General features: G+C 60.1%; 19 protein-coding genes and 2 pseudogenes. 14 read left to right on the top strand and 7 right to left on the bottom strand.

The genetic code is table 11. The features are described from left to right. Nucleotides 1–257 precede the first annotated feature (257 nt). A complete protein-coding gene (putA, locus tag SB725_RS11415) occupies nt 258–4,208 on the top strand; it encodes a trifunctional transcriptional regulator/proline dehydrogenase/L-glutamate gamma-semialdehyde dehydrogenase (protein WP_410921770.1) in 3,951 nt (1,316 codons plus the stop codon). A 254-nt stretch (nt 4,209–4,462) separates the two neighbouring features. Further along, nucleotides 4,463–6,265, top strand: a complete 1,803-nt coding sequence (locus tag SB725_RS11410; RefSeq protein WP_027922057.1) for an acyl-CoA dehydrogenase — start codon at nt 4,463–4,465, stop codon at nt 6,263–6,265. Nucleotides 6,266–6,374: 109 nt separating this feature from the next. On the opposite strand, the gene SB725_RS11405 is transcribed toward SB725_RS11410, so the two are convergent. From SB725_RS11405 to SB725_RS11390, 4 genes and pseudogenes are all read right to left on the bottom strand, one after another. After that, a complete protein-coding gene (locus tag SB725_RS11405; RefSeq protein WP_410921840.1) occupies nt 6,375–7,106 on the bottom strand; it encodes a methyl-accepting chemotaxis protein in 732 nt (243 codons plus the stop codon). A gap of 132 nt (nt 7,107–7,238) precedes the next feature. Continuing rightward, nucleotides 7,239–8,267, bottom strand: a pseudogene (locus SB725_RS11400) (cache domain-containing protein); the annotation flags it as partial. Between the two features lie 146 nt (nt 8,268–8,413). Beyond that, on the bottom strand, nt 8,414–8,716 hold the full coding sequence (locus tag SB725_RS11395) for a cell division protein ZapA (RefSeq protein WP_027922059.1): 303 nt from the start codon (nt 8,714–8,716) through the stop codon (nt 8,414–8,416). Continuing rightward, complete coding sequence (locus SB725_RS11390; protein ID WP_027922060.1) at nt 8,713–8,943, bottom strand: hypothetical protein; 231 nt, start codon at nt 8,941–8,943, stop codon at nt 8,713–8,715. Before SB725_RS11390 ends, SB725_RS11395 begins: the two co-directional genes overlap by 4 nt. 210 nt (nt 8,944–9,153) lie before the next feature. Here SB725_RS11390 and SB725_RS11385 point away from each other — a divergent pair. From SB725_RS11385 to selO, 5 genes and pseudogenes are all read left to right on the top strand, one after another. After that, nucleotides 9,154–9,990: pseudogene (locus SB725_RS11385) on the top strand (MCP four helix bundle domain-containing protein); the annotation flags it as partial. Then, on the top strand, nt 9,973–10,845 hold the full coding sequence (locus SB725_RS11380; RefSeq protein ID WP_404942955.1) for a methyl-accepting chemotaxis protein: 873 nt from the start codon (nt 9,973–9,975) through the stop codon (nt 10,843–10,845). The pseudogene SB725_RS11385 and the gene SB725_RS11380, both read left to right, overlap by 18 nt. A gap of 276 nt (nt 10,846–11,121) precedes the next feature. Continuing rightward, nucleotides 11,122–12,864, top strand: coding sequence for a potassium/proton antiporter (locus SB725_RS11375; protein ID WP_027922062.1), 1,743 nt, complete (start codon nt 11,122–11,124; stop codon nt 12,862–12,864). A gap of 34 nt (nt 12,865–12,898) precedes the next feature. Then, nucleotides 12,899–16,249, top strand: a complete 3,351-nt coding sequence (gene mscK, locus SB725_RS11370; protein ID WP_027922063.1) for a mechanosensitive channel MscK — start codon at nt 12,899–12,901, stop codon at nt 16,247–16,249. A gap of 48 nt (nt 16,250–16,297) precedes the next feature. Further along, nucleotides 16,298–17,761, top strand: coding sequence for a protein adenylyltransferase SelO (gene selO / locus SB725_RS11365; protein ID WP_027922064.1), 1,464 nt, complete (start codon nt 16,298–16,300; stop codon nt 17,759–17,761). A gap of 6 nt (nt 17,762–17,767) precedes the next feature. Here selO and SB725_RS11360 read toward each other — a convergent pair whose 3' ends face one another. Both SB725_RS11360 and SB725_RS11355 read right to left on the bottom strand, forming a co-directional pair. After that, nucleotides 17,768–18,130 carry a type II toxin-antitoxin system PemK/MazF family toxin gene (locus tag SB725_RS11360; RefSeq protein ID WP_059181764.1) on the bottom strand — a complete coding sequence of 121 codons (363 nt, stop codon included), beginning with the start codon at nt 18,128–18,130 and terminating at the stop codon, nt 17,768–17,770. Continuing rightward, entirely contained in the window at nt 18,130–18,399 is a 270-nt protein-coding gene (locus tag SB725_RS11355) for a hypothetical protein (RefSeq protein WP_059181765.1), read from the bottom strand. The genes SB725_RS11360 and SB725_RS11355 overlap by 1 nt, the downstream gene beginning before the upstream one ends. Nucleotides 18,400–18,669: 270 nt before the next feature. Here SB725_RS11355 and trxC point away from each other — a divergent pair, with 270 nt between their 5' ends. Then, nucleotides 18,670–19,104: a thioredoxin TrxC gene (gene trxC, locus SB725_RS11350; RefSeq protein ID WP_027922067.1), complete on the top strand. Its 435-nt coding sequence runs from the start codon at nt 18,670–18,672 to the stop codon at nt 19,102–19,104. Between the two features lie 130 nt (nt 19,105–19,234). On the opposite strand, the gene SB725_RS11345 is transcribed toward trxC, so the two are convergent. Beyond that, nucleotides 19,235–20,005 (bottom strand): ParA family protein, encoded by a 771-nt coding sequence (locus tag SB725_RS11345; RefSeq protein ID WP_027922068.1) that lies wholly within the window; start codon nt 20,003–20,005, stop codon nt 19,235–19,237. Between the two features lie 355 nt (nt 20,006–20,360). On the opposite strand from SB725_RS11345, the gene SB725_RS11340 reads away from it, so the two are divergent. The 6 genes from SB725_RS11340 to SB725_RS11315 are packed head-to-tail and all read left to right on the top strand — an operon-like array spanning nt 20,361 to nt 24,594. Further along, complete coding sequence (locus SB725_RS11340) at nt 20,361–21,086, top strand: beta-ketoacyl synthase chain length factor (protein ID WP_059181766.1); 726 nt, start codon at nt 20,361–20,363, stop codon at nt 21,084–21,086. Then, complete coding sequence (locus SB725_RS11335) at nt 21,062–21,871, top strand: lysophospholipid acyltransferase family protein (protein ID WP_027922070.1); 810 nt, start codon at nt 21,062–21,064, stop codon at nt 21,869–21,871. Before SB725_RS11340 ends, SB725_RS11335 begins: the two co-directional genes overlap by 25 nt. After that, nucleotides 21,852–22,112: a phosphopantetheine-binding protein gene (locus tag SB725_RS11330; protein WP_027922071.1), complete on the top strand. Its 261-nt coding sequence runs from the start codon at nt 21,852–21,854 to the stop codon at nt 22,110–22,112. The genes SB725_RS11335 and SB725_RS11330 overlap by 20 nt, the downstream gene beginning before the upstream one ends. A gap of 9 nt (nt 22,113–22,121) precedes the next feature. Continuing rightward, on the top strand, nt 22,122–22,376 hold the full coding sequence (locus SB725_RS11325; protein WP_007947135.1) for an acyl carrier protein: 255 nt from the start codon (nt 22,122–22,124) through the stop codon (nt 22,374–22,376). Continuing rightward, nucleotides 22,373–22,918 carry a membrane protein gene (locus tag SB725_RS11320; RefSeq protein WP_027922072.1) on the top strand — a complete coding sequence of 182 codons (546 nt, stop codon included), beginning with the start codon at nt 22,373–22,375 and terminating at the stop codon, nt 22,916–22,918. The genes SB725_RS11325 and SB725_RS11320 overlap by 4 nt, the downstream gene beginning before the upstream one ends. Then, nucleotides 22,915–24,594: an acyl-CoA synthetase family protein gene (locus SB725_RS11315; protein ID WP_027922073.1), complete on the top strand. Its 1,680-nt coding sequence runs from the start codon at nt 22,915–22,917 to the stop codon at nt 24,592–24,594. Before SB725_RS11320 ends, SB725_RS11315 begins: the two co-directional genes overlap by 4 nt. Nucleotides 24,595–24,658 lie beyond the last annotated feature (64 nt).

Genomic DNA, 24,658 nt, shown 5'->3' with positions numbered 1-24,658 from the left:
TCGTGAGAATTAGTTGCACCCAAACTGTTTTCCGTGAAACCGAGCGGTTTTTGCTCCCTTTTAGCGCAGTCACGCGATGTTTCTAGAAGTAAAAGCACCAAGCAGAAGCGGTACGTTCGTACCGGAATTTAATTCCTGACGAGCTGCTTATTATTCCGACAAAAAAAGGGTTGCACCCGGTTGCACCTCGACGGTTGCACGGCTAATCTTGCCGCCAGCTGATGCCACGCGGTCGTGGCAAACATGAGGATAAAAAAATGGCTACCACCACCCTTGGGGTCAAACTTGACGACCCGACCCGCGAGCGCCTCAAGGCTGCCGCGACCTCGATTGATCGCACGCCGCACTGGCTGATCAAGCAGGCAATTTTCAATTACCTGGAAAAACTCGAGGGTGGTGCAACCCTGACCGAGCTGAGCGGTTTGACCAAGGATTCCGACGACGCCGTCGATGCGCCTCTGGATCACGCTCACCAGTGCTTCCTCGAATTCGCCGAAAGCATCCTGCCGCAATCGGTGCTGCGCGCTTCGATCACCGCCGCTTACCGTCGCCCTGAGCCGGAAGTGGTGCCGATGCTGATCGAGCAGGCGCGTCTGCCGGCAGCGATGGCTGAAGCCACCAACAAACTGGCCTCCTCGATTGCCGAGAAGCTGCGCAATCAGAAAAGTGCCGGTGGCCGTGCCGGGATTGTTCAGGGCCTGTTGCAGGAATTTTCCCTGTCATCCCAGGAAGGCGTAGCGCTGATGTGCCTGGCCGAAGCGCTGCTGCGCATCCCGGACAAAGGCACCCGCGACGCACTGATTCGCGACAAGATCAGCACCGGTAACTGGCACCCGCACTTGGGCAACAGCCCGTCGCTGTTCGTCAACGCGGCCACTTGGGGCCTGCTGCTGACCGGCAAACTGGTCGCGACGCATAACGAAGCAGGTTTGACTTCGTCCCTGAGCCGCATCATCGGCAAGAGCGGCGAGCCGATGATCCGCAAGGGCGTCGACATGGCCATGCGCCTGATGGGCGAGCAGTTCGTCACCGGCGAAACCATCGCCGAAGCCTTGGCCAATGCGAGCAAGTTCGAAGCCAAGGGTTTCCGTTATTCCTACGACATGCTGGGTGAAGCGGCACTCACCGAGCACGATGCGCAGAAGTACCTGGCCTCGTACGAACAAGCCATTCACTCGATCGGCAAAGCGTCCCACGGTCGTGGGATTTATGAAGGCCCGGGCATTTCGATCAAGCTGTCGGCACTGCACCCGCGTTACAGCCGCGCGCAGTACGAGCGTGTGATGGACGAGTTGTACCCGCGCCTGTTGTCGCTGACCTTGCTGGCCAAGCAGTACGACATCGGTTTGAACATCGACGCCGAAGAAGCCGACCGCCTCGAGCTGTCGCTGGATCTGCTCGAACGCCTGTGCTTCGAGCCGCAACTGACCGGCTGGAACGGCATCGGTTTCGTGATCCAGGCGTATCAGAAGCGTTGCCCGTACGTGATCGACTACGTAATTGACCTGGCTCGCCGCAGCCGTCATCGCCTGATGATCCGTCTGGTGAAAGGCGCGTACTGGGACAGCGAAATCAAGCGCGCCCAAGTCGAAGGCCTGGAAGGCTATCCGGTCTACACCCGCAAGGTGTACACCGACGTTTCCTACATCGCCTGCGCCCGCAAGTTGCTGTCGGTGCCGGAAGTGATCTATCCGCAATTCGCCACGCACAACGCCCACACCCTGTCGGCCATTTATCACATCGCCGGTCAGAACTATTACCCGGGTCAGTACGAGTTCCAGTGCCTGCACGGCATGGGTGAACCGCTGTACGAACAAGTTGTAGGCAAAGTTTCCGAAGGCAAGCTGAACCGCCCGTGCCGCGTGTACGCTCCGGTTGGTACGCACGAAACGCTGTTGGCTTACCTGGTACGGCGCCTGCTGGAAAACGGCGCGAACACTTCGTTCGTCAACCGCATCGCCGACCAATCGATTTCGATCCAGGAGCTGGTGGCCGATCCAGTGGCCAGCATCGAGCAGATGGCGACGCTGGAAGGCGGCTTCGGCCTGCCGCACCCGCGTATCCCGCTGCCGCGTGATCTTTATGGTGCCGAGCGCGCCAACTCCAGCGGCATCGACATGGCCAACGAACATCGTTTGGCTTCGCTGTCCTGCGCCCTGCTGGCCACGGCTCACAACCACTGGAAAGCCGCGCCGATGCTCGGTTGCGCCTCCAGCACTGAACCCCCTGCGCCTGTGCTGAACCCGTCCGATTTGCGTGACGTGGTTGGCCATGTGCAGGAAGCCACCGTCGAAGACGTCGACAACGCGATCCAGTGCGCCCTGAACGCCGCACCGATCTGGCAGGCCACCCCGCCCGCCGAACGCGCCGCGATTCTGGAACGTGCCGCCGATTTGATGGAAGGCGAGATCCAGCCGCTGATGGGCCTGTTGGCTCGTGAAGCCGGCAAGACTTTCGCCAACGCCATCGCAGAAGTGCGTGAAGCCGTGGACTTCCTGCGTTATTACGCAGTGCAGGCGCGCAACGATTTCACCAACGACGCCCACCGCCCACTGGGTCCGGTGGTGTGCATCAGCCCGTGGAACTTCCCGCTGGCGATCTTCAGTGGCCAAGTCGCGGCAGCACTGGCGGCCGGTAACCCGGTTTTGGCGAAGCCTGCGGAACAAACTCCGCTGGTCGCCGCTCAAGCCGTGCGTCTGCTGCTCGAAGCCGGGATTCCGGAAGGCGTTCTGCAACTGCTGCCGGGCCGTGGCGAAACCGTGGGTGCCGGGCTGGTCGGTGACGAGCGCGTTAAAGGCGTGATGTTCACCGGCTCCACCGAAGTCGCTCGTTTGCTGCAACGTAACATCGCCGGTCGCCTGGATGCCCAGGGCCGTCCGATCCCGCTGATCGCCGAAACCGGTGGTCAGAACGCGATGATCGTCGACTCTTCGGCACTGACCGAACAGGTCGTGATCGACGTCGTGTCGTCGGCCTTCGACAGCGCCGGCCAACGTTGCTCGGCACTGCGCGTCCTGTGCTTGCAGGAAGATTCCGCTGACCGTGTCATCGAAATGCTCAAGGGCGCCATGGCTGAATGCCGTCTCGGCAATCCTGAGCGCCTGTCCGTGGACATCGGCCCGGTGATCGACGCCGAAGCCAAGGCGGGCATCGAGAAGCACATCCAGGCCATGCGCGACAAAGGTCGCAACGTGTACCAGGTGGCTATCGCCAACAGCGAAGAAGTCAAACGCGGCACCTTCGTGATGCCGACCCTGATCGAACTGGAAAGCTTCGACGAACTGCAACGGGAGATCTTCGGCCCGGTGCTGCACGTGGTTCGCTACAAGCGCAAAGACATCGATCAACTGATCGGCCAGATCAACGCTTCCGGTTATGGCCTGACCCTGGGCGTGCATACCCGTATCGACGAGACCATCGCCAAGGTGATTGACAACGTCAACGCCGGCAACGTCTACGTGAACCGCAACATTGTTGGCGCTGTAGTTGGCGTGCAGCCGTTCGGTGGCGAAGGCTTGTCGGGTACGGGTCCGAAGGCGGGTGGTCCGCTGTACCTGTACCGCCTGCTGTCGACACGTCCTACCGATGCGATCGAACAATCCTTCGCTCGCGGTGACGCTATCGCCGCGCCGGACGTTCGTCTGCGTGACGCCATGAGCAAGCCGCTGACGGCCCTGAAAGCCTGGGCCGACAGCAACAAGTTTGCCGACCTGAGCACCCTGTGCGTGCAGTTCTCGGCGCAATCGCAAAGCGGGATCACCCGTGTTCTGGCGGGCCCGACCGGCGAGCGCAACAGCTACGCCATCCTGCCGCGTGAGCACGTGCTGTGTCTGGCCGAGGTTGAAGGCGATCTATTGACTCAACTGGCAGCGGTGTTGGCTGTCGGTGGTTCGGCGGTGTGGCCGGAATCTGACATGAGCAAGGCGTTGTTCGCACGCCTGCCGAAGGAAGTTCAGGCACGCATCAAGCTGGTGTCCGACTGGAACAAAGACGAAGTGGTGTTTGATGCGGTTCTGCATCATGGCCATTCGGACCAATTGCGTGCGGTGTGCCAGCAAGTGGCCAAGCGTGCGGGCGCCATTGTCGGTGTTCATGGTTTGTCGCAAGGCGAGACCAACATTGCGTTGGAGCGTCTGGTGATTGAGCGGGCGTTGAGCGTGAACACCGCTGCGGCGGGTGGTAATGCGAGCTTGATGACCATCGGCTAAACCCGAACCGGGCACCTGCAACGGGGCCTGGCTTGGCAATAATCACTGTGGGAGCAGGCTTGCCCGCGACAGCGATGTGTCAGTCACTATTAATGTTGACTGATCTGCCGCTATCGCGGGCAAGCCTGCTCCCACAGGGGTTTGTGGTGTTTGCTAAGTTTCTGCGCGGCTCTACCATCACGCTCATCAATCATCCTGTTCAGCCTTTATTCCCACGCCTAGACTCGGTCCATTCCAAAAAAAGGTAGGCCGCCATGTCCGAGACGTTGCTCAGTTCCCGCAATCTGGCTTTCGAGCTGTATGAAGTCCTCGATGCCGAGGGCCTGACCCAGCGTGAGCGTTTCGCCGAGCACAATCGCGAGACCTTCGATGCCGCCATCGGTACCGCCCGCAACATCGCCGAAAAGTTCTTCGCCCCGCACAACCGCAAGGGCGACGAGAACGAGCCGCGCTATGAGGATGGTCAGGCGATTCTGATTCCGGAAGTGAAGCCGGCAGTGGATGCGTTCCTCGAAGCCGGTTTCCTCAACGCCGCGCGCAGTTTCGACGCGGGCGGCATGCAACTGCCGACGCTGTTGTCCCAGGCGTGCTTCGCGCATTTTCAATCGGCCAACGCGGCCTCCACTTCATACCCGTTCTTGACCATGGGCGCAGCGAACCTGATTGAAAGCTTCGGCACCGAGGAGCAGAAACAGCGCTTCCTGCAACCGATGATCGACGGGCGTTTCTTCGGCACCATGGCCCTGACCGAACCGCATGCCGGCTCGTCGCTGTCGGATATTCGTACGCGCGCCGAACCTGCGTCTGACGGCACTTATCGCCTCAAGGGCAACAAGATTTTCATCTCCGGCGGCGATCACCCGCTGTCGGAAAATATCGTGCACATGGTGTTGGCCAAGCTGCCGGACGCACCGGCCGGGGTGAAGGGTATTTCGCTGTTCATCGTGCCCAAATTCCTGGTCAACGAGGACGGCAGCCTCGGCAAGCGCAACGATGTGTTGCTGGCCGGGTTGTTCCACAAGATGGGCTGGCGCGGCACCACGTCAACCGCGCTGAATTTCGGCGATAACGGCGAGTGTGTCGGCTACCTGGTGGGCAAGCCGCATCACGGTTTGAGCTACATGTTCCAGATGATGAACGAAGCGCGGATCGGCGTCGGCATGGGCGCGGTGATGCTCGGTTATGCCGGGTATTTGTACTCGCTGGAATACGCCCGGGAACGTCCACAAGGTCGCGTGCCGGACAGCAAGGACCCGAACACCGCGCCGGTGGCGATCATCCAACACGCCGACGTCAAGCGCATGTTGCTGACGCAGAAAGCCTATGTCGAAGGTTCGTTCGACCTCGGGTTGTACGCGGCGCGATTGTTCGATGACACCACCACGCTTGAAACCGAAGCCGAGCGCAAACAAGCCCATGAGTTGCTGGATTTGCTGACGCCCATCGTCAAATCCTGGCCGTCGGAGTTTTGCCTCAAGGCCAACGAACTGGCGATCCAGATTCTCGGCGGCCACGGCTACACCCGCGAATACCCGGTGGAACAGTACTACCGCGACAACCGTCTGAACCCGATTCATGAAGGGACACACGGCATTCAGTCGCTGGACTTGCTCGGGCGCAAACTGGCGCAGAACGGTGGTGCGGGGCTCAAGCAATTGATCCGGCTGATCGCCGACACAGGCGCGCGGGCGCAGGCGTATGAATCCTTGACCGCATTGCGTGAACCGCTGGAGAAACTGGTGGCGCGCCTGCAAACGGTGACCATCGGCCTGCTGACTGATCTGGCGCAGGGCAAGGTCAACAGCAGCCTGGCGAACTCGGCGTTGTACCTGAAAGTGTTCGGGCACACGGTGATTGGCTGGCGCTGGCTGGAACAGGCGATTCGGGCCGAGGAAGGGTTGGCCAAGGGTCATGCGGCGGATGTGAGCTTTTATAAGGGCAAGCTGCAGGCGGCACGGTATTTCCTGACGTGGGAAGTGCCGGGTTGCCACCATGAACTGACGATTCTTGAGGCGCGGGATGATGTGTGTCTGAACATGCAGGATGAGTGGTTCTGATTCTTTGGTGTTGCTGAAGGCCAATCGCGAGCAGGCTCACTCCTACAGTTGAAATGCGATCAACTGTAGGAGTGAGCCTGCTCGCGATAGCGTCAGCGCAGACAACTCATCAGCTCAGTTTGAAGCTGCTCATCTGCCGCGCCAAATCATCCGCCAACCGCTGCAACGTCTGACAGTCCTCACGGCATGCTCTCACTTCTCCAGCCGTAGCCCGCGCCAAATCCGAAATCCCCTGCACGTTGCGGTTGATCTCCTCGGTCACCGCCGACTGCTCTTCCGTCGCCGTCGCCACCTGATGATTCATGTCGCTGATCCGTTCCACCTGCCCGGTAATCGCCGTCAACGACGCGCCAGTGCGCTGGCTCGATTCAACACCGGTGCCCGTCGCCGCTTGTCCGCTGTGCATCGACGACACCGCATTCTCCGCACCCTGCTTGAGGCTGCCGATCATCTGCTGAATCTCATCGGTCGACGACTGCGTGCGGCGCGCCAAGGTGCGCACTTCATCCGCGACTACCGCAAATCCACGGCCCATGTCCCCGGCTCGCGCCGCTTCGATGGCGGCGTTGAGCGCCAGCAAGTTGGTCTGCTCGGAAATCCCGCGAATCACCGCCAACACCTGATCGATAGAGGCGACCTGATGAGCCAACTCGCCCACCGCCGTCGCCGCAAGGCCGATTTCATCCGACATGCTTTCTATATGTCGAATCGATCCGCCGACCACTTCCCGCGCCTGCATCGCCTCATCGCGAGCATTTTGCGAAGCAACCGCCGCGTTGCCGGCGTTCTGGGCGATTTCCTGCACGGTCAACCCCATCTCATGAACGGCCGTGGCGACCATGTCAGTCATTTCCTGCTGCCGACCAGAACGCTGGGCCGTGTTGTCCACCACCTTCGCCACCTGGCCGACGGCGGTGCGCAAGCGTTCGCTGGTGGTCAGCACTTCGCCGATCATTTCACGCTGGCTATCGAGGAACCGATTGAAGCCGCGCGCCAGGTCACCCAGTTCATCGGCGCGACTGGAATCTAACCGGTGGGTCAAATCTCCACCGCCGCTACCGATGGCTACCAATGCCGCTGTTACCTGACGGATCGGGCGCACCAAACCACGGGCCAGCAACACCACCAGCATCAGGCAAACCAGCGCCACGGCCAGGCCGATGCCGCTGCTCATCCACATGGCGCGGCGGGCTTCGGCGTAGATCTGCGATTGTGGCACTTCGGCCACCAGCGTCCAGCCCAGGTCTCGCAGCGGCAGGCTCAAGGCGAGGAAGTCTTCACCGTCTCTTACGAAGCTGCTGTTTGTGGCGGTTTTTTGACCCATGACGGCTTGCGCCGCCGGAGCACCGATTTGCTCGGCCAAGGTGCGTTTGCCGCTGAATTTCGCTTCGGGATGCACCTGGATCAAACCGTCAGAACGCACGAGATAGACCTTGCCGCGCGCCCCGAAGGCGAAGTTGTGGATCAGCTCCGACAGCTCTTTCATGCTCAGCCCCAGGCCGGCAACGCCCACGACTTTACCGGCAGCCTGGACCTTAAGGTCGATGAACAGCGCCAATTCTCCGGTCGCGGTGTCATTGTCGATATTAAGGGTGCGCGGCTGATTGCTGTCGAGGAAGGAGTAGAACCAGGCGTCTTTGGGATTGGAACGGCTGAGGGTCCGGTCCAGACCTTTTTCGGTCAAATAGTGATTTGAAGCGGTGCCGATAATCAGCGCGGTGAAGGCTTTGTGTTCAGCACGGATGCCTTCCAGGTATTGCGCAAATTCAGCCGTCCGGCCGCTGTCTTCACCCGCGGCCAACCAGTCTCGCACCATGCTATTGCTGGCGATGTCCTTGGCGGCTGTGAGGGGTTGAACGAGGATTCGCTCGATGTCGTTGCGCATCGCTTCGATGCTCGACGGCAGGGCCTGTTCGACCAGATAGCTCTGGGCGAGACGGTTAACCACGAGGGTATAAATGCCCACTACGATCAGGATACTGACCAGCAGGGCGGTGCCCATGCTCAAGATCAACTGCCATTGAATACTGCGTCGCCAGAACTGCATGGTGCACCCCCAAAGAATAAGAGGCTGAAACACTGCAACAGCCGTGCCGATTGTATACAACACTTATCGACAATTTATTCTTTGGTTGTGCGCAAAGCCGATCAGGCCTGATTGATCGTCTTGGAGATCACTTCAACCGTGGCGCTGACTTGCTCTTGGTAACGGTCGAGTTCCTGCTTGTGCTGCTTTTTCATTTCGATTTGCTGCGAGCACAGATTCATCGCGGCCAGCACCAGCAGGCGGTCACCGATCAGGGTCGGGTACTTCCGTTTGGTGTCGGCCAAAGCAGCTTTCAACATCATCGCGGCGTCCAGCAGGGTTTGCTCTTCCCCGGCCGGCGCCTTGATCGAATAGTCCTCCCCCAGGATCGAGACGACTTTTACCCCTGCGGCGCCGTGATTCATGCGCTGACCGGACCGGCGCTGACGCGCTCAACCAAGGCTTGAATGCGTGCGGCGGTGGCGCCTTGTTTCTCTTCCTGCTCCATCAGGCTCAGTTGCAGGCTTTCGTTTTCATCCTTGGCCTGAGCCAGTTCTGCGCTCAGGGTCTGGTTAGTGCCCAGCAGTGCCTGGTTCTGTTGCACCAGATCATTTACCAGTTGTTCCAATTGGCTTAGGGATGCTTCCAACATTTTGATTTTCCGAGCATTTTCAAAGGGCGCGTACGATAAAGAAAAGTCACCACGGATGCCAGGGTTATTGGGGCCTAAAGCCTTGATTTTCCTGGCGGGCGACCTTTCTCGCGAGCAGTAGAGACTGTGATTGGCGGATCCGGTTCCTGCACTTCGTCGCCAGGGGGGCTTGTGCGACAAAAACGCGCAGGGACTCAAGACTTTAGTCGCATGACCGATAAGTCACTCATACGTCAGCTTCAGCGCCGCACGGGTGCGCTCACTTCGGTAAACACAATGTCCCTTCGTAATATGAATATCGCTCCACGGGCGTTCCTCGGTTTTGCCCTGATTGGCAGCTTGATGCTGATCCTGGGCGTGTTCGCCTTGAACCAGATGAGCAAGATTCGCGGTGCCGCCGAGGAGATCACCCTGAGCAGCGTGCCGAGCATTAAAAGCCTCGACGAATTCACTCAGCTGACCCTGCGTCTGCGCGTTCTGTCTTATCGCTTGCTGGTCAACCGCGAGCCGGACGTGCAGCAGAAAACCATGGACCTGCTGGAAACCCGTAATCAGCAGATCCGTACCGCCCAGACGACCTACGAAAAACTGATCAGCAGCCCGCAGGAACGTGCGGCTTATGATCAATACGTGCAGTTACTGGGTCAGTACCGCCAGATCGAAGACCGCATGAAGAGCCTGTCACGCAACAATCAGGTCGATGAACTGCGCACGTTGCTCAACACCGACTTGCTGACCAACTCCGAAGCGGTCAACACCGTGCTCAACCGTTTGCTGGAGATCAACACACAGCAGACCCTCGACACCAACCAGCAGGCAGCCGACCAGTATTCCTCGGCATTCAACCTGGTGATCACCCTGCTGGTCGTCGCCACCGGCCTGACTTTGCTGTTCGCCTGGTTACTGACCAACAGCATCACCAAGCCGATCGCCAACGCACTGAGCGCTGCCGAGGAAATTGCCGAAGGCAACCTGACGCGCCCGATCACCGTCGATGGTGAAGACGAAGCCGGTCGCTTGCTGCTGGCGATGTCGAAGATGCAGGACAAGTTGCGCGACACCCTGCAACGGATTTCCGGCTCGGCCACGCAACTGGCGTCCGCCGCTGAAGAGCTCAACAGCGTCACCGACGAAAGCGCTCGTGGCCTGACTCAGCAGAACAACGAAATCGAACAGGCGGCCACTGCGGTCAACGAAATGACCAGCGCCGTGGAAGAAGTCGCACGTAACGCCGTGAGCACCTCCGAAGCCTCGAAAAATGCCACGACGTCGGCCGGTGATGGCCGTGATCTGGTGCAGGAAACCGTCAGCGCCATCGAACGCATGAGCGCCGATGTGCAGAGCACCGCGACGCTGATCGGCGACCTGGCCAACGAATCCCGCGATATCGGCAAAGTGTTGGACGTGATTCGCGGTCTGGCCGACCAGACCAACCTGCTGGCCCTGAACGCGGCCATCGAAGCGGCTCGCGCCGGTGAGGCCGGTCGCGGTTTTGCGGTGGTGGCGGATGAGGTTCGTGCCCTGGCGCATCGCACTCAGCAGTCGACCAGCGAGATCGAACGCATGATCGGCAGCATCCAGAGCGGCACCGAGCACGCCGTGGATTCGATGCGCAACAGCACCGAGCGCGCCGAGTCGACGCTGAACATTGCTCGTGGCGCCGGCCTGTCGCTGGACACTATCAACAGCGCCATCGTCGAAATCAACGAACGCAACCTGGTCATCGCCAGCGCCGCCGAAGAGCAGGCGCAAGTGGCCCGCGAAGTGGATCGCAACCTGGTGAACATTCGTGATTTGTCGGTGCAATCGGCGACCGGGGCGAATCAGACCAGTGCGGCGAGCAATGAGCTGTCGCGATTGGCGCTGGACCTGAACAACATGGTTGGGCGGTTCAGCCTCTGACACCCATCACACCGCCCCTGTAGCAGCTGGCGCAGCCTGCGTTCGGCTGCGCAGCAGTCGTCAAATAGTCATTCGCTGTATTTCAGACAAATCCGGTACATAGGAATCGCGACTGCTGCGCAGCCGAACGCAGGCTGCTACAGGGCGGGTATTGCCATCGCGGTGTATCAATGCAAAAACCTTTTTGACAGCATCACATTTCAACAGGTTAGAATCGCTGGCACGCAGACTGCATGGTCAGTTTGTGCCCGCCTTTCGTTTTCTGGAGTACTGCCTTTGAATGCAATCACCATCAACAGCCTGTTTCTGATCGGCGCGTTGCTGGTAGGTGCGAGCATTCTGGTGAGCTCACTTTCGTCCCGCCTCGGTATCCCGATCCTGGTGATTATCCTGGCCGTGGGCATGGCTGCCGGCGTCGACGGTGGCGGCATTATTTTCGATAACTACCCCACGGCTTATCTGGTCGGCAACCTCGCATTGGCGGTAATCCTGCTCGACGGTGGCTTGCGCACCCGGGTCGCGAGTTTCCGCGTTGCACTGTGGCCGGCGCTGTCGCTGGCCACGGTCGGGGTGTTAATTACCACGGCGTTGACCGGCATGGTCGCCGCTTGGCTGTTCAACCTGAGCATTATTCAGGGCCTGCTGATCGGCGCGATTGTCGGCTCGACCGACGCCGCAGCGGTGTTCTCGCTGCTGGGTGGCAAAGGCCTGAACGAACGGGTCACCGCCAGCCTCGAAATCGAATCCGGCAGCAACGACCCGATGGCGGTGTTCCTCACCGTCACCTTGATCGACATGCTCGCCAGCGGCGAGACCGGCCTGCACTGGAGCTTGCTCGGGCACTTCGTGCGTGAGTTTGGTATCGGCGCCGTCGTCGGCCTCAGCGGCGGCTGGCTGATGCTGCAACTGGTCAACCGGATCAACCTGGCCAACGGCCTCTACCCGATTCTGGTGATTGCCGGCGGTCTGGTGGTGTTTGCCCTGACCAACGCCCTGCACGGCAGCGGCTTCCTCGCGGTGTACCTGTGCGGTCTGGTCATCGGCAACCGGCCGGTGCGTAGCCGTCACGGCATTCTGCACATGCTCGACGGCATGGCCTGGCTGGCGCAGATCGGGATGTTCCTGGTGCTGGGTCTGCTGGTTACCCCGCATGACTTGCTGCCGATCGCCCTGCCCGCGCTGGGCCTGGCGCTGTGGATGATTCTGGTCGCGCGGCCGCTGTCGGTGGTGGCCGGACTGCTGCCGTTCAAGGCATTCCATGGCCGCGAAAAAGCGTTCATTTCCTGGGTCGGCCTGCGCGGCGCGGTCCCGATCATTTTGGCGGTGTTCCCGCTCATGGCCGGTTTGCCCCACGCCCAGCTCTATTTCAATCTCGCCTTCTTTATTGTGCTGGTGTCGCTGCTGGTGCAGGGCACAAGCCTGCCTTGGGTGGCCAAACTGCTGAAAGTGACGGTGCCGCCGGAGCCCGCGCCGATCTCGCGGTCTGCACTGGAAGTGCATGTCACCAGTGAGTGGGAACTGTTCATTTATCGCCTCGGTGCCGAGAAATGGTGCATCGGCTCGCCCCTCCGCGAGCTGAAAATGCCCGAAGGTACGCGCATCGCAGCCCTGTTTCGTGGCCAGCAATTGCTCCATCCGTCGGGTAGTACGGTGCTGGAAGTCGATGATTTGCTGTGTGTTATCGGCCATGAACACAACCTGCCGGCGCTCGGAAAACTCTTCAGCCAGGCACCGCAGCGGGGTCTGGATTTGCGCTTCTTCGGCGACTTCGTACTCGAAGGAGACGCCCAGCTGGGCGCGGTTGCTTCGCTGTACGGGTTGAAAGTCGAAGGCATCGATCCGGACATGACGCTCGGCCACTTCATCGCCCAGAAAGTCGGGGGTGCACCCGTGGTCGGCGACCAGGTGGAGTGGAACAACACCATTTGGACCGTGGCGGTCATGGAAGGGAACAAGATCGGCAAAGTGGGCGTCAGATTCCCCGAAGGAAGTCGCCCGGGTCCGGGCTTGTTCCTCTAAACTCCACTCTTCGTCTCGTTTTCGATCGGTCTCTATGTCAACCCTGCGCACCTTTTTCGTCATGGCCCTGCTGGGCTTGAGCCTCTCCATCGGCACGCTGCAAGCGGCCGAACCGCCGTCCAGCGAAGCCGTGCAGGCAAGCCTGGACAAGATCGCCGACCGCAAGCTGCCGGAAGCCGACCAGAAAGCGCTGCAAGCCATCCTGCAGAACACGCTGACCCAGCTCAACAACGCGCGTGACTACGAGCAGAAACTCGCCGACCTCAAACAGCAACTGGCCACCGCGCCCAAGCAGAACATCGAGAACCAGCGTGAACTGGCGCGCCTCAAGGCGACCAAGGCGCAGCCGGTCGGGCAGCGCTACGCCAACCTGTCGATCCCGCAGCTCGAGCAAATGCTCACCGAGCGTTCGACTCAGCAAAGCGATCTGCAAAAAGCCCTGGCCGATGCCAACAGTCTGGTGATTACCGCCCAGACCCGACCAGAGCGCGCCCAAGCGGAAATTTCCACCAGCCAGACGCGCATTCAACAAATCAACAACACCCTCAAGACGGGCAAAGATGCCGGCAAAACCTTGAGTGGTGAACAGCGCGACTTGCTCAATGCTGAACTCGCCGCCCTGAATGCACTGATCCCGTTGCGCCGTCAGGAACTGGCCGGCAACAGTCAGTTGCAGGACCTGGGCAGCGGCCAGCACGATTTGCTCTCGGAAAAATCCGATCGCCTGGATCAGGAGATCCAGGAGCTGCAAACCCTGATCAACCAGAAACGCCTGGCGCAGTCCCAGGAAACGGTGACCCAGCAGTCCATCGAGGCGCAGAAGTCCGGTGGCAGCGCCCTGTTGGCCACCGAAAGCGCGGCCAACCTGAAGCTGTCCGACTACCTGCTCAAAAGCACCGACCGCCTCAACGAAGTCACCCAGCAAAACCTGCAAACCAAGCAGCAACTGGACAACGTCACCCAGAGCGATTCAGCGCTGGACGAGCAAATCAACGTGCTCAAGGGCAGCCTGCTGCTGTCCAAGATTCTCTACAAACAGAAGCAGTCTCTGCCGCGCTTGAGGCTCGACCGCGACCTGGCCGACCAGATCGCCGACATTCGCCTCTATCAGTTTGAAGTCAGCCAGCAACGCGAACTGCTGAGTAATCCGGCCACTTACGTCGACAATCTGCTGTCGACCCAGCCGCCGGATCAAGTCACCCCGCAACTGCGCAAGAGCCTGCTGGAACTGGCCACGACCCGCGCCGACCTGCTGGAGCGACTGAACCGCGAATTGAGCGCCGTGCTCAACGAATCCATCACCCTGCAACTCAATCAGAAGCAACTGCTGAGCACCGCGCAAAGCCTGCGCGCGACCCTCGACGAGCAAATGTTCTGGATCCCCAGCAATAAGCCGCTGGACCTGGAATGGATTCACGCCGTGCCGGAACGCTTGCAGCGCCAGGTCACCACCTTGCCGTGGTTTTCCAGCCTGAGTGAGTTGAGCGATGGCCTGATTCAACGTCCGCTGCTGTTTCTGCCGCTGGTGCTGCTGATCGGCGCCCTGCTGTGGCGACGCAAAAGCCTGTATGCCCGACTGAACAAGGTTCACAAGGACATCGGCCACTTCAAGCGCGACAGCCAGTGGCACACGCCTCAGGCCATTCTGATCAATATTTTGCTGGCGATGCCGGTCGCGCTCGGCCTGGCCTTGTGCGGCCTCGCCTTGCAGATCGACGCCCGCGGGCAAAACGCCAACATGGGTGCCGCGCTGCTGCAAATGGCCCAGGCGTGGCTGGTGTTCTACACCGCCTATCGGATCCTCGCGCCGGGTGGCGTGGCGGAACTGCATTTCCGTTGGGAAAAGCCTCAGGTCGAATTCCTTCAAGGCTGGGTCCGTCGACTCGGTCTGGTGGTCATGGCGCTGGTGGCGGTAGTGGCGGTCGCCGAACTGCAACCGGCAACGCTCGCCGATGACGTGCTGGGCATGCCGGTGGTGTTGACCTGCTATGCCTTGATGGCCTGGCTGCTCAGCCGCTTACTGATGCGAAGCCCGACGCACGAGAACACTTCGCTGTTCCGCAAAATTGTAGGGATCCTGTTTACCGCCCTGCCAATCGCGCTGTTCGTGGCCGTGTGCTTCGGCTACTACTACACGGCGCTCAAGCTCAGTGATCGACTGATCAACACCCTTTACCTGCTGATGTTCTGGCTGGTGATCGAAGCCACCTTTGTCCGCGGCCTCAGCGTGGCGGCGCGCCGCCTGGCGTACCAGCGAGCCCTGGCCAAACGTCAGGCTGCGAAGGAGGCCGGTGATGGCGAAGCAGTCATCGAGGAACCGACGCTGGACATCGAGAAGGTCAACGAACAGTCCTTGCGCCTGATTCGCCTGGCGCTGCTCGGCGGCTTCATGGCCGCGCTGTACTGGGCCTGGTCCGACCTGATTTCGGTGTTCTCGTACCTGGACAACATCACCCTCTACGAATACACCAGCGGCACGGGCGCCACCATGAGCATGGTGCCGATCAGCATCGGCGACATGCTCGGCGCGCTGATCATCATCGGCATCACTTTCGCCCTCGCCCGCAACTTGCCGGGTCTGCTGGAAGTCTTGGTGCTGTCCAAGCTCAACCTGGCGCAGGGCAGCGCCTACGCCACGACCACGCTGCTGTCCTACGTGATCGCCGGCGTCGGTTTTGTCTCGACCCTGTCGACCCTCGGCGTGAGCTGGGACAAGTTGCAATGGCTGGTAGCGGCGCTGTCGGTCGGTCTCGGTTTCGGGATGCAGGAAATCTTTGCGAACTTCATCTCCGGCATCATGATTCTGTTCGAGCGCCCGGTACGAATCGGCGACACCATCACCATCGGCAACCTGTCGGGTACGGTGAGCAAGATCCGCATCCGCGCCACGACCATCACCGACTTTGACCGCAAGGACATCATTGTCCCGAACAAGACGTTCATCACCGGGCAACTGATCAACTGGTCCCTCACCGACACCATCACCCGGGTGACCCTCAAGCTCGGCGTCGATTACGGCTCGGACCTGGACCTGGTGAAAGAGCTGCTGCTCAAGGCGGCCCGCGATAACCCGCGCGTGCTCAAGGACCCGGAACCGCACGTTTACTTCCTGAACTTCGGCGAAAGCACCCTCGACCACGAGTTGCGCATGCACGTGCGCGACCTCGGTGACCGCAACCCGGTGCTCGATGAGGTCAACCGCTTCATCAACCGCGAATTCAAGAAGCAGCACATCAACATCTCGTTCCGGCAGATGGAGGTCTACCTCAAGAACCTTCAGGGTCAGGAATACAAAATGGTGCCGATCGAGCCGGAAAGTAAAACCATCGTGCCGATGGCCGATGGCAAACCCGTGCAAGAGCCGCCATCCGCCAAGCTCGACTAACCGCCCTATCCCCAGCAGAATGCTTGGACATTCTGCTGGAGATGGCCGGTGAAAGCCCTCGACGAACTGACCTTCGATAATCGTTTTGCCCGTCTGGGCGATACGTTTTCCGCCCATGTGCTGCCCGAGCCCATCGATAACCCGCGCCTGGTGGTGGCCAGCCCTGCGGCCATGGCATTGCTGGACCTGGACCCGACCGTTGCTGAAACCCCGGAGTTCGCCGAGCTGTTCAGCGGCCACAAGCTCTGGGCCGACGCGGTACCGAGGGCGATGGTCTATTCCGGGCACCAGTTCGGTTCCTACAACCCGCAGCTGGGTGATGGACGCGGCTTGTTGCTGGGCGAGGTCTACAACGAGGCCGGTGAACACTGGGACTTGCACCTCAAGGGCGCCGGCCAGACGCCTTTTTCACGCATGGGCGATGGCCGCGCGGTGTTGCGCTCCTCAATCCGCGAGTTTCTCGCCTCTGAGGCGCTGCATGCCCTGAACATTCCGACCACCCGAGCGCTGTGCGTGATTGGCTCCGATACGCCGGTCTGGCGCGAGAAGCAGGAACGCGCGGCGATGGTCCTGCGTATGGCGCCGAGTCACGTGCGCTTCGGGCATTTCGAGTATTTCTACTACACCAAACGCCCCGAGAAGCAGAAAGAACTCGGCGAGCACGTGCTGGCCATGCATTTCCCCGAATGCCTGGAACAACCGGAACCGTATCTGGCGATGTTCCGCGAAATCGTCGAGCGTAACGCCGAGCTGATTGCCAAGTGGCAGGCCTATGGCTTCTGCCACGGAGTGATGAACACCGACAACATGTCGATCCTCGGCATCACCTTCGACTACGGCCCATTTGCCTTCCTCGACGACTTCGACGCCCACTTCATCTGCAACCACTCCGACGATCAGGGCCGGTACTCCTTCAGCAACCAGGTGCCGATCGGCCAATGGAACCTTAGCGCCCTCGCCCAGGCTTTGACGCCGTTCATCAGCGTCGAAGCCCTGCGCGAAGCCCTCGGGCTTTACCTGCCGCTGTACCAGGCCCACTACCTGGACCTGATGCGCCGTCGCCTCGGCCTCACCACCGCTGAAGACGATGACCAGAAACTGCTGGAACAGCTGCTGCAACTGATGCAGAACAGTGGCGTCGATTACAGCCTGTTCTTCCGTCGTCTCGGAGATAAGTCACCGGAAATGGCTGTCGCCCGCTTGCGTGATGACTTTGTCGACATCAAGGGCTTCGACGCCTGGGGCGAGCTCTACGTTGCCCGGGTGGCTCGCGAAGGCGCGGTTGACCAAGCACAGCGCCAGCAACGGATGCACGCGGTCAATCCGCTGTACATCCTGCGTAACTACCTGGCGCAGAAGGCTATCGATGCGGCGGAGAGCGGGGATTATTCAGAGGTTCGGCGGCTGCACGCGGTGCTGAGCAATCCGTTCGAGGAACAGCCGGGGATGGAGAGTTACGCCGAGCGGCCGCCGGAGTGGGGCAAGCATTTGGAGATTAGTTGTTCGTCGTGATGCTGGCTAATCCAGTGGATCGATGGAACTGACGACTCGAGCAACGATGTCGGCCATTGTCACGTCATCAAGACGCTCGATAAATTTGGCAGAGCCATCACGGACGCGCTGTTCAATATCAAAACTGCGCACCTGATTACACACCGCGACCCCAGTCGTGTCATGTCCTGATACGACAACCGCAAGGCCCGAGTTTCGACTGAAGCTGCCGCCGCTGGTGATAGGGACCGTCATGCTGACACCCAGAGCATTGATTTCCCTTGGCGTTATCACCACGAAGCGATGCCGACTCATCATCTCTCGTCCAGCAACCGGATTGGGGTCAACCCAATAGACGTCGCCCCGCTGCGGGGCCTGCCCACGCACCATCAACCCAACTCCCGGCCAACTGGATCACCTTCGCGGGCAGACGATGTCAGCGCATTCAATTCAGCCATTTCTTCAGCGCCTTCAAGCAACTCAGTCAAGCTGTAGCGTTTACGAGAAGACGGCACAACGGGGCGAGCAATCAACTCACCATTAACCACGTTGAGCTCCAACTGTGCCCCTACCTCCAGATGCAGGAGTTTCAGTAAGGTAGGTGGGAGAGTTATCACGGCGGCTCCACCTTGACGGCGGATTTTGGAAGTCACGGACATGGGAGTACTCCTATCCGGAAAGTGAAAAACATCGAGAAGTCGATAAGTGCAACAAAAGTAGCACGCAGTTGAAAGCAAAGCGATCTCCTTGACTGAAGATAAGTCGTGTTGAGTTGCCCGCAGCGTAGCTACCGTTTCAGCACTGCCCCTCCGGAAACTGTGTGCAATTGCGACGGCTGTGAATTCGATTCAGTCGTTTTATCAACTTGATAAATCCTGCCTTCGACTCCAAATCAGCGAGTCTGATTGCTCAATTTTTTGGAGCCCAAAATGACCGACCCACTCCTCATCCCCTGCCCGCACTGCAACGGCCTCAACCGCATCCCCGCCGAGCGCCTCAACGACCATCCAAAATGCGGGCGCTGCAAGGCCGAGGTCTTGCTGAGCAAGCCGTTCGAATTGAAGCAAGGCGATTACGCCAGCCAGATCAAAGGCGATCTGCCGTTGCTGGTGGACGTGTGGGCGGACTGGTGCGGGCCGTGCAAGTCTTTTGCGCCGGTGTTCGAGCAGGCGGCCATTCAGTTGGCGGGCAAGTGCCGGTTGGCGAAACTGGACAGCGAGGCGAACCAGCAGTTGTCGGCGCAGTTGGGGATTCGCTCGATCCCGAGTCTGATTCTGTTCAAGAACGGCCGGGAAGTGGCGCGCCAGAGCGGGGCGTTTCCGTTACCGCAGTTGATGAGTTGGCTGCGTAGCCAAGGTATTTAAGACCACCGCCAATCAAATGTAGGAGTGAGCCTGCTCGCGATAGCGGTATATAACAGTCAAATTGATGTCGACTGACACTCCGCTCTCGCGAGCAGGCTCACGCCTACAGGGGGTCGGTGGTTACGCAGGATCAGGCATTTTCCAGCAGATTGTGCAGTTCGACGAATTGCTGGGTCAGCTTGTGCCGTGGGTCGAGGTGGATCAGCGGCGTGTTCGCCTGGTGAGATTCGCGCATACGCACAGAACTGGCCAGGTACACCGGCAACACCGGCAACCCTTCTGCGATCAACTCGTCGAGGATCTGTTGGGGCAGGCTGGCGCGAGCCTGGAACTGGTTGACCACAATGCCTTCGACTTCCAGGCCTTCGTTGTGGTCTTCCTTCAATTCCTCGATTTCAGCCAGCAGGCCGTACAACGCCTGACGCGAGAAGCTGTCGCAGTCGAAGGGGATCAGCACACGATCCGCAGCAATCAACGCCGATACCGCGTAGAAGTTCAGCGCGGGCGGTGTATCCAGGTAAATCCGGTCGTAATCTTCCCCCAACTCGTCAAGCAGCTTACGCAGCTTGTTGATCTTGTGTTTGGCTTCAAGTTTGGGCTGCAAATCCGCCAGTTCAGCCGTGGCAGTGATCACATGCAGGTTGTCGAAGGGCGTTTCGTAGATGTCGACCTGGTTCTTCTTCGAGAACGGGCCGGAGGAAAGGGTTTGTTTGAAGAAATCGGCGATGCCCATCGGGATGTCATTGCCGGTGAGGCCCGTCAGGTATTGAGTGGAGTTGGCCTGGGCATCGAGATCCACCAATAGGGTGCGATAGCCCTCGCTGGCGCTGACCGCCGCCAGATTGCAGGCAATACTGGATTTGCCCACGCCACCTTTTTGATTAAATACCACGCGCCGCATGTCAGACCTCCGTGTATCAAAGAATGACCGAGTGTAGTAGTCCACGGCATCGCTTAGCTACCTCCTTGGGACAGGGACTACACAGTCATGTCCTGTTTCCCCATTGATAGGAGGCAATCTCATTCACTGATTCGGGTAACGGGCCGACAGACGCGCACATGCTGATGTGGATAATGGCCAACCGACAGCTTTTCGCGAACCGGACGGTACATTTCCTTGCGCAAAATGTAACCAGCATTTGCTACGCACCCGTAGCACCCGGATAATGCGCGCCACTCGGCGTTACGCGCCACGTAAGGTCTGTCGCTGTTTTTGCGACTCACCGCGTCACGTTAGCCCTGCAGGGGCGGGATGTATGTCTGTGATCAACTTCAACATCGCCCAATGGCGCGCGTGGGCTCCCGGGCTCGAAAGCGTGGACGACTGGCAGGCATGGAGCCGACAACCGGTCGTGCTTGCGAGCAGCGATGCCGCTCCCGACGTGTCGTTTCTGCCCGCCATGCAGCGCCGGCGACTCAGCCGTTTGGCGCGAATGGCCTTCAGTGTCGGCTGGCCCTTGGCCGATGGTCGCACTGACCTACCGTTGGTCTTTATATCCCGCCACGGCGAAACGCCGCGCACGTTCGAAATCCTCAGGGATCTGGCGGCCGACCAACCGTTGTCACCCACTCAATTCAGCTTGTCCGTCCACAACGCCGTTATTGGTCTATGGTCGATCATGCGTGGCGAAACCAGCGAAATGACGGCGCTCGCTGCCGCCGGTGACGGGCTTGAACACGGCATGCTAGAGGCTGCGGCGATGCTGGACGAAGGCGCGCCTGCCGTCCTGCTGATTGTCGCCGAAGAACAACCGCCCGACGCCTACGAGACCTGGATCGACGATGTGCCGTTTCCCTATGCCGTGGCTTTGTTGCTGACCCCCGGTACCGACTGGCAGTTGTCCTTGAACAGCTCGACGCAAAGCTTGTCCAAAGCCCACTGGCCCCATGCCCTGAATCTGTTGCGTACCCTGCTCGGCCAGCAAACCACTTGCCAACATGCCTGGAAGAATCGTGTATGGACCTGGCATCGCACCCCGTAACCGGAAAAAACCGCGACGCCTATTACTGGCGCCTGCTGGCCACTGCCGCAAGCTTCACCCTGTTCGGGTTAGGCGGCCTGTGCCTGCGGCTGGTGGTTTTCCCACTGCTGGGTTGCCTGCCCGGTGATGCCAGAACCCACCGCCTGCGCGCACGAAAAACCGTCAGTCGTTGCTTCTGGTTTTTTGTCCGGTTCATGGCCCGTACCGGTGTCCTGACCTACGACATCCAGGGCGCGGAAAAACTCGGTCGCCCCGGGCAAATGATCCTGGCCAATCACCCCTCGCTGATTGATGTCGTGTTTCTGATTGGCCTGGTGCCTCATGCCAATTGCGTGGTGAAACAAAGCCTCTGGGACAACCCCTTTACCCGCGCCCCGCTACGCCGTACCGAATACATCAGCAACGACGGCAGCATGGACATGCTGGACGCGGCTGCCGATGCGCTGAAAGACGGTCAGACCTTGATCATTTTTCCCGAAGGCACGCGCACTCAGCCTGGCGAGGCGCCAGCCTTTCATCGGGGGGGCGCGGCGATCGCCCTGCGCGGTGCGAAAATCCTCACCCCGGTGATTATCAAGGTCAGCCCGACGACATTGACCAAGGCCGAGCCCTGGTATCGGATCCCGAAACGCCGCGTGCACTTCAGTTTTCGCGTTGGGGCCGATATAGACCCACAGTCTTTCGCAACGCTAGGCCCGCCCCCGCAGGCTTCGCGCAAGCTCAACGAATATTTGCATACTTACTTTATTAAGGAGCTCGCCGAAGATGAGCGATCTACACCGTGAAATCAAAGATCTGATCATCGACGCCCTCGGCCTCGAAGACATCAGCGCCGACGACATTGACAACGAACAGACATTGTTTGGCGAAGGCCTGGGCCTGGATTCGGTGGACGCTCTGGAGCTCGGCCTGGCGATTCAGAAAAAATATGGCATCAAAATCGACGCCGACGCCAAGGACACCCGTAATCACTTCACCAACGTGGCGAGCCTTGCGGCGTTCGTCACTGCAAAACAGGCAGCTTGAGACCGGACCATGCAAACTCGTGACGACATTTTCAACACCCTGCGCGATGCCTTGGTCGAACTCTTCGAGCTGGACCCGGCGCGCGTGAGCCTCGAATCAAACCTGTATCAGGATCTGGAAATCGACAGCATCGACGCCGTCGACCTGATCGATCACATCAAGCGTCAGACCGGCAAGAAAATCGCCGCCGAAGAATTCAAATCGGTGCGGACTGTCAGCGACGTGGTCGAGGCGGTGTATCGCCTGGTTCAACCGGCAGCATGAGCCGACTGATCGGCCTTGGCCTGCTGCTCGCGGGCCTGTTGTACCCCTTTGCGGTGTATTTCGGCATGGAACATTTTGCTCCGTGGCAGTTCGGCCTGCTCTTGGGCAGCCTGTGGCTGGCTCGGGCGCTGCTCGGTGCGCGGCGTCCCGGCAGCCTGTGGATGGCGACCATCGCCATCGCTTTTTGCCTGTTGCTGGCACTGTTCGACAGCCCGCAGTTGCTGCGCTGGTACCCGGTACTGATCAGCGCGTTCATGCTCGGGCTGTTTGGACTGAGCCTCAAAGTCGGCCCGCCGATGGTCGAACGCCTGGCGCGCCTGCGAGAACCGCACCTGCCGCCAAAGGCCATTATTTATACGCGTCAGGTGACAATTGCCTGGTGTGTGTTTTTCATCTTTAACGGCGTGCTCGCCGCCGCCCTGACCCTTTGGGCGCCGCTGAGCTGGTGGATGTTGTACACCGGTCTGATTTCCTACGGATTGATGGGCCTGCTGTTTGCCATTGAATGGCTGATACGACAACGGGTACGAGGCCACTCATGAATTGGATAACACTTGAGCAGCTGTTGCTCAAGGCTCAGCCGGAGCGTGCCGTCACGGCCGAACCGGCGTTGAATCATGCACAACTGTGCGAACAGGCCCTGCGTTTGGCAGCCGGCCTGCAAGCCCAAGGTGTGCAGCGCATTGCCGTCCACCTGGAAGACGCCGCCGACCTGGCCATTGCCCTGCTCGGTGCCTGGCGTGCCGGCGTCAGCGTGCTGCTGCCCGCCGATTTGCAACAGCAGACTCGCCAGCGCTGGTCCGCCGATGTCGACCTGTGGCTGACCAATCTGGCCGATGACGCTCATCTGAGCGATTACCGTCACCCGCCTCTCCCCGGTGCCGTGCTGGATTTAGACGCCTGCCAGTTGAGCCTCTGCACTTCCGGCTCCAGCGGCGAGCCCAAGCGCATCGACAAAACCCTGCGCCAACTGGCCAATGAAGTTCAGGCGCTGGAACAGCTCTGGGGCGCAGACCTGGGCGAGGCGTGCATCATCGGCAGCGTCGCCACTCAACATATCTATGGCTTGCTGTTTCGGGTGCTGTGGCCGTTGTGCGCCGGGCGGACATTTGTACGCAAGCAACTGGCGTTTCCCGAAGACTTGCAGCGCGCCAGCCGTGAACACCCGGCCTTCGCCTGGGTCGCCAGCCCGGCGCTGCTCAAACGCATGGGAGACAACCTCGACTGGCCTGCCTTGAGCGCCGTGCGACGAGTGTTTTCCTCAGGTGGTGCGTTGCCCGCCGAGGCCGCGCAGCGCCTGCACCAGTGTCTGGAACAATGGCCGACAGAAATCCTCGGCAGCTCGGAAACCGGTGGAATCGCCTGGCGACAAGGGGACGATCTCTGGCAGCCGTTTGCGGAGGTCGAACTGAGCCAGGACAGTGACGGCGCGCTGCTGATCCAATCGCCCTATTTGCCGGCCGGCCACACCGAACACACTGCTGACGCCGCACGCATTACGGCCAACGGCCGTTTCGAATTGCTCGGCCGGCTGGACCGGATCGTCAAACTGGAAGAAAAACGTATCTCGCTGCCCATGCTGGAAAAGGCTCTGATGGACCACCACTGGGTCGCGGAAGCGCGCCTCGGTGTGGTCCAGGAAAACCGCGCCTCGCTGGGTGCGCTATTGGTGTTGAGCGAATCGGGCCTGCACGCCTTGCGCAATCAGGGGCGACGCACCCTCACGCAGGAATTGCGTCAGCACCTGACTCAGCACTGCGAAACCCTCGCCCTGCCCCGACGCTGGCGATTGCTGCGGCAAATGCCACTGAACGCTCAGGGCAAGTTGCCTCAGGCCGATGTCGAAGCCTTGCTGCTGGCGCCCCGCGTCAAGGCGCCGGAAGTGCTCGAACAGGTCGAAGTCGACGGCGAGTGGAGCCTGCAACTGGCAGTCCCGCCGGACCTCGCTTACTTCAGCGGCCACTTCCCGCAAACGCCGGTACTGCCCGGCGTGGTGCAGGTGGAATGGGCGCTGAACCTAGGCCAGCAATTGATGGACCTGCCAGCGAAATTCGCGGGCATGGAAGTGCTGAAATTCCAGCAACTGGTGCGCCCCGGTGACGAAATCCAGCTGCACCTGCGCTTTGACCCGGAACGCAGCAAATTGTATTTCGCCTATCGCAATGAAACTGCCACCTGCTCCAGTGGGCGGATTTTGCTGGAGGCCGCTTGTGGATAAGTTGAAGCCCCCTGTAGCAGCTGCCGAAGGCTGCGTCCGAGTGCGAAGCGCTCGCATCGACACC

The organism is Pseudomonas sp. SIMBA_041 (assembly GCF_046535095.1).
Taxonomy (GTDB): Bacteria; Pseudomonadota; Gammaproteobacteria; order Pseudomonadales; family Pseudomonadaceae; genus Aquipseudomonas; species Aquipseudomonas mucoides.
Note: the sequence above shows the minus strand (reverse complement) of the source record. Positions and strands in the feature narration are given on the sequence as shown.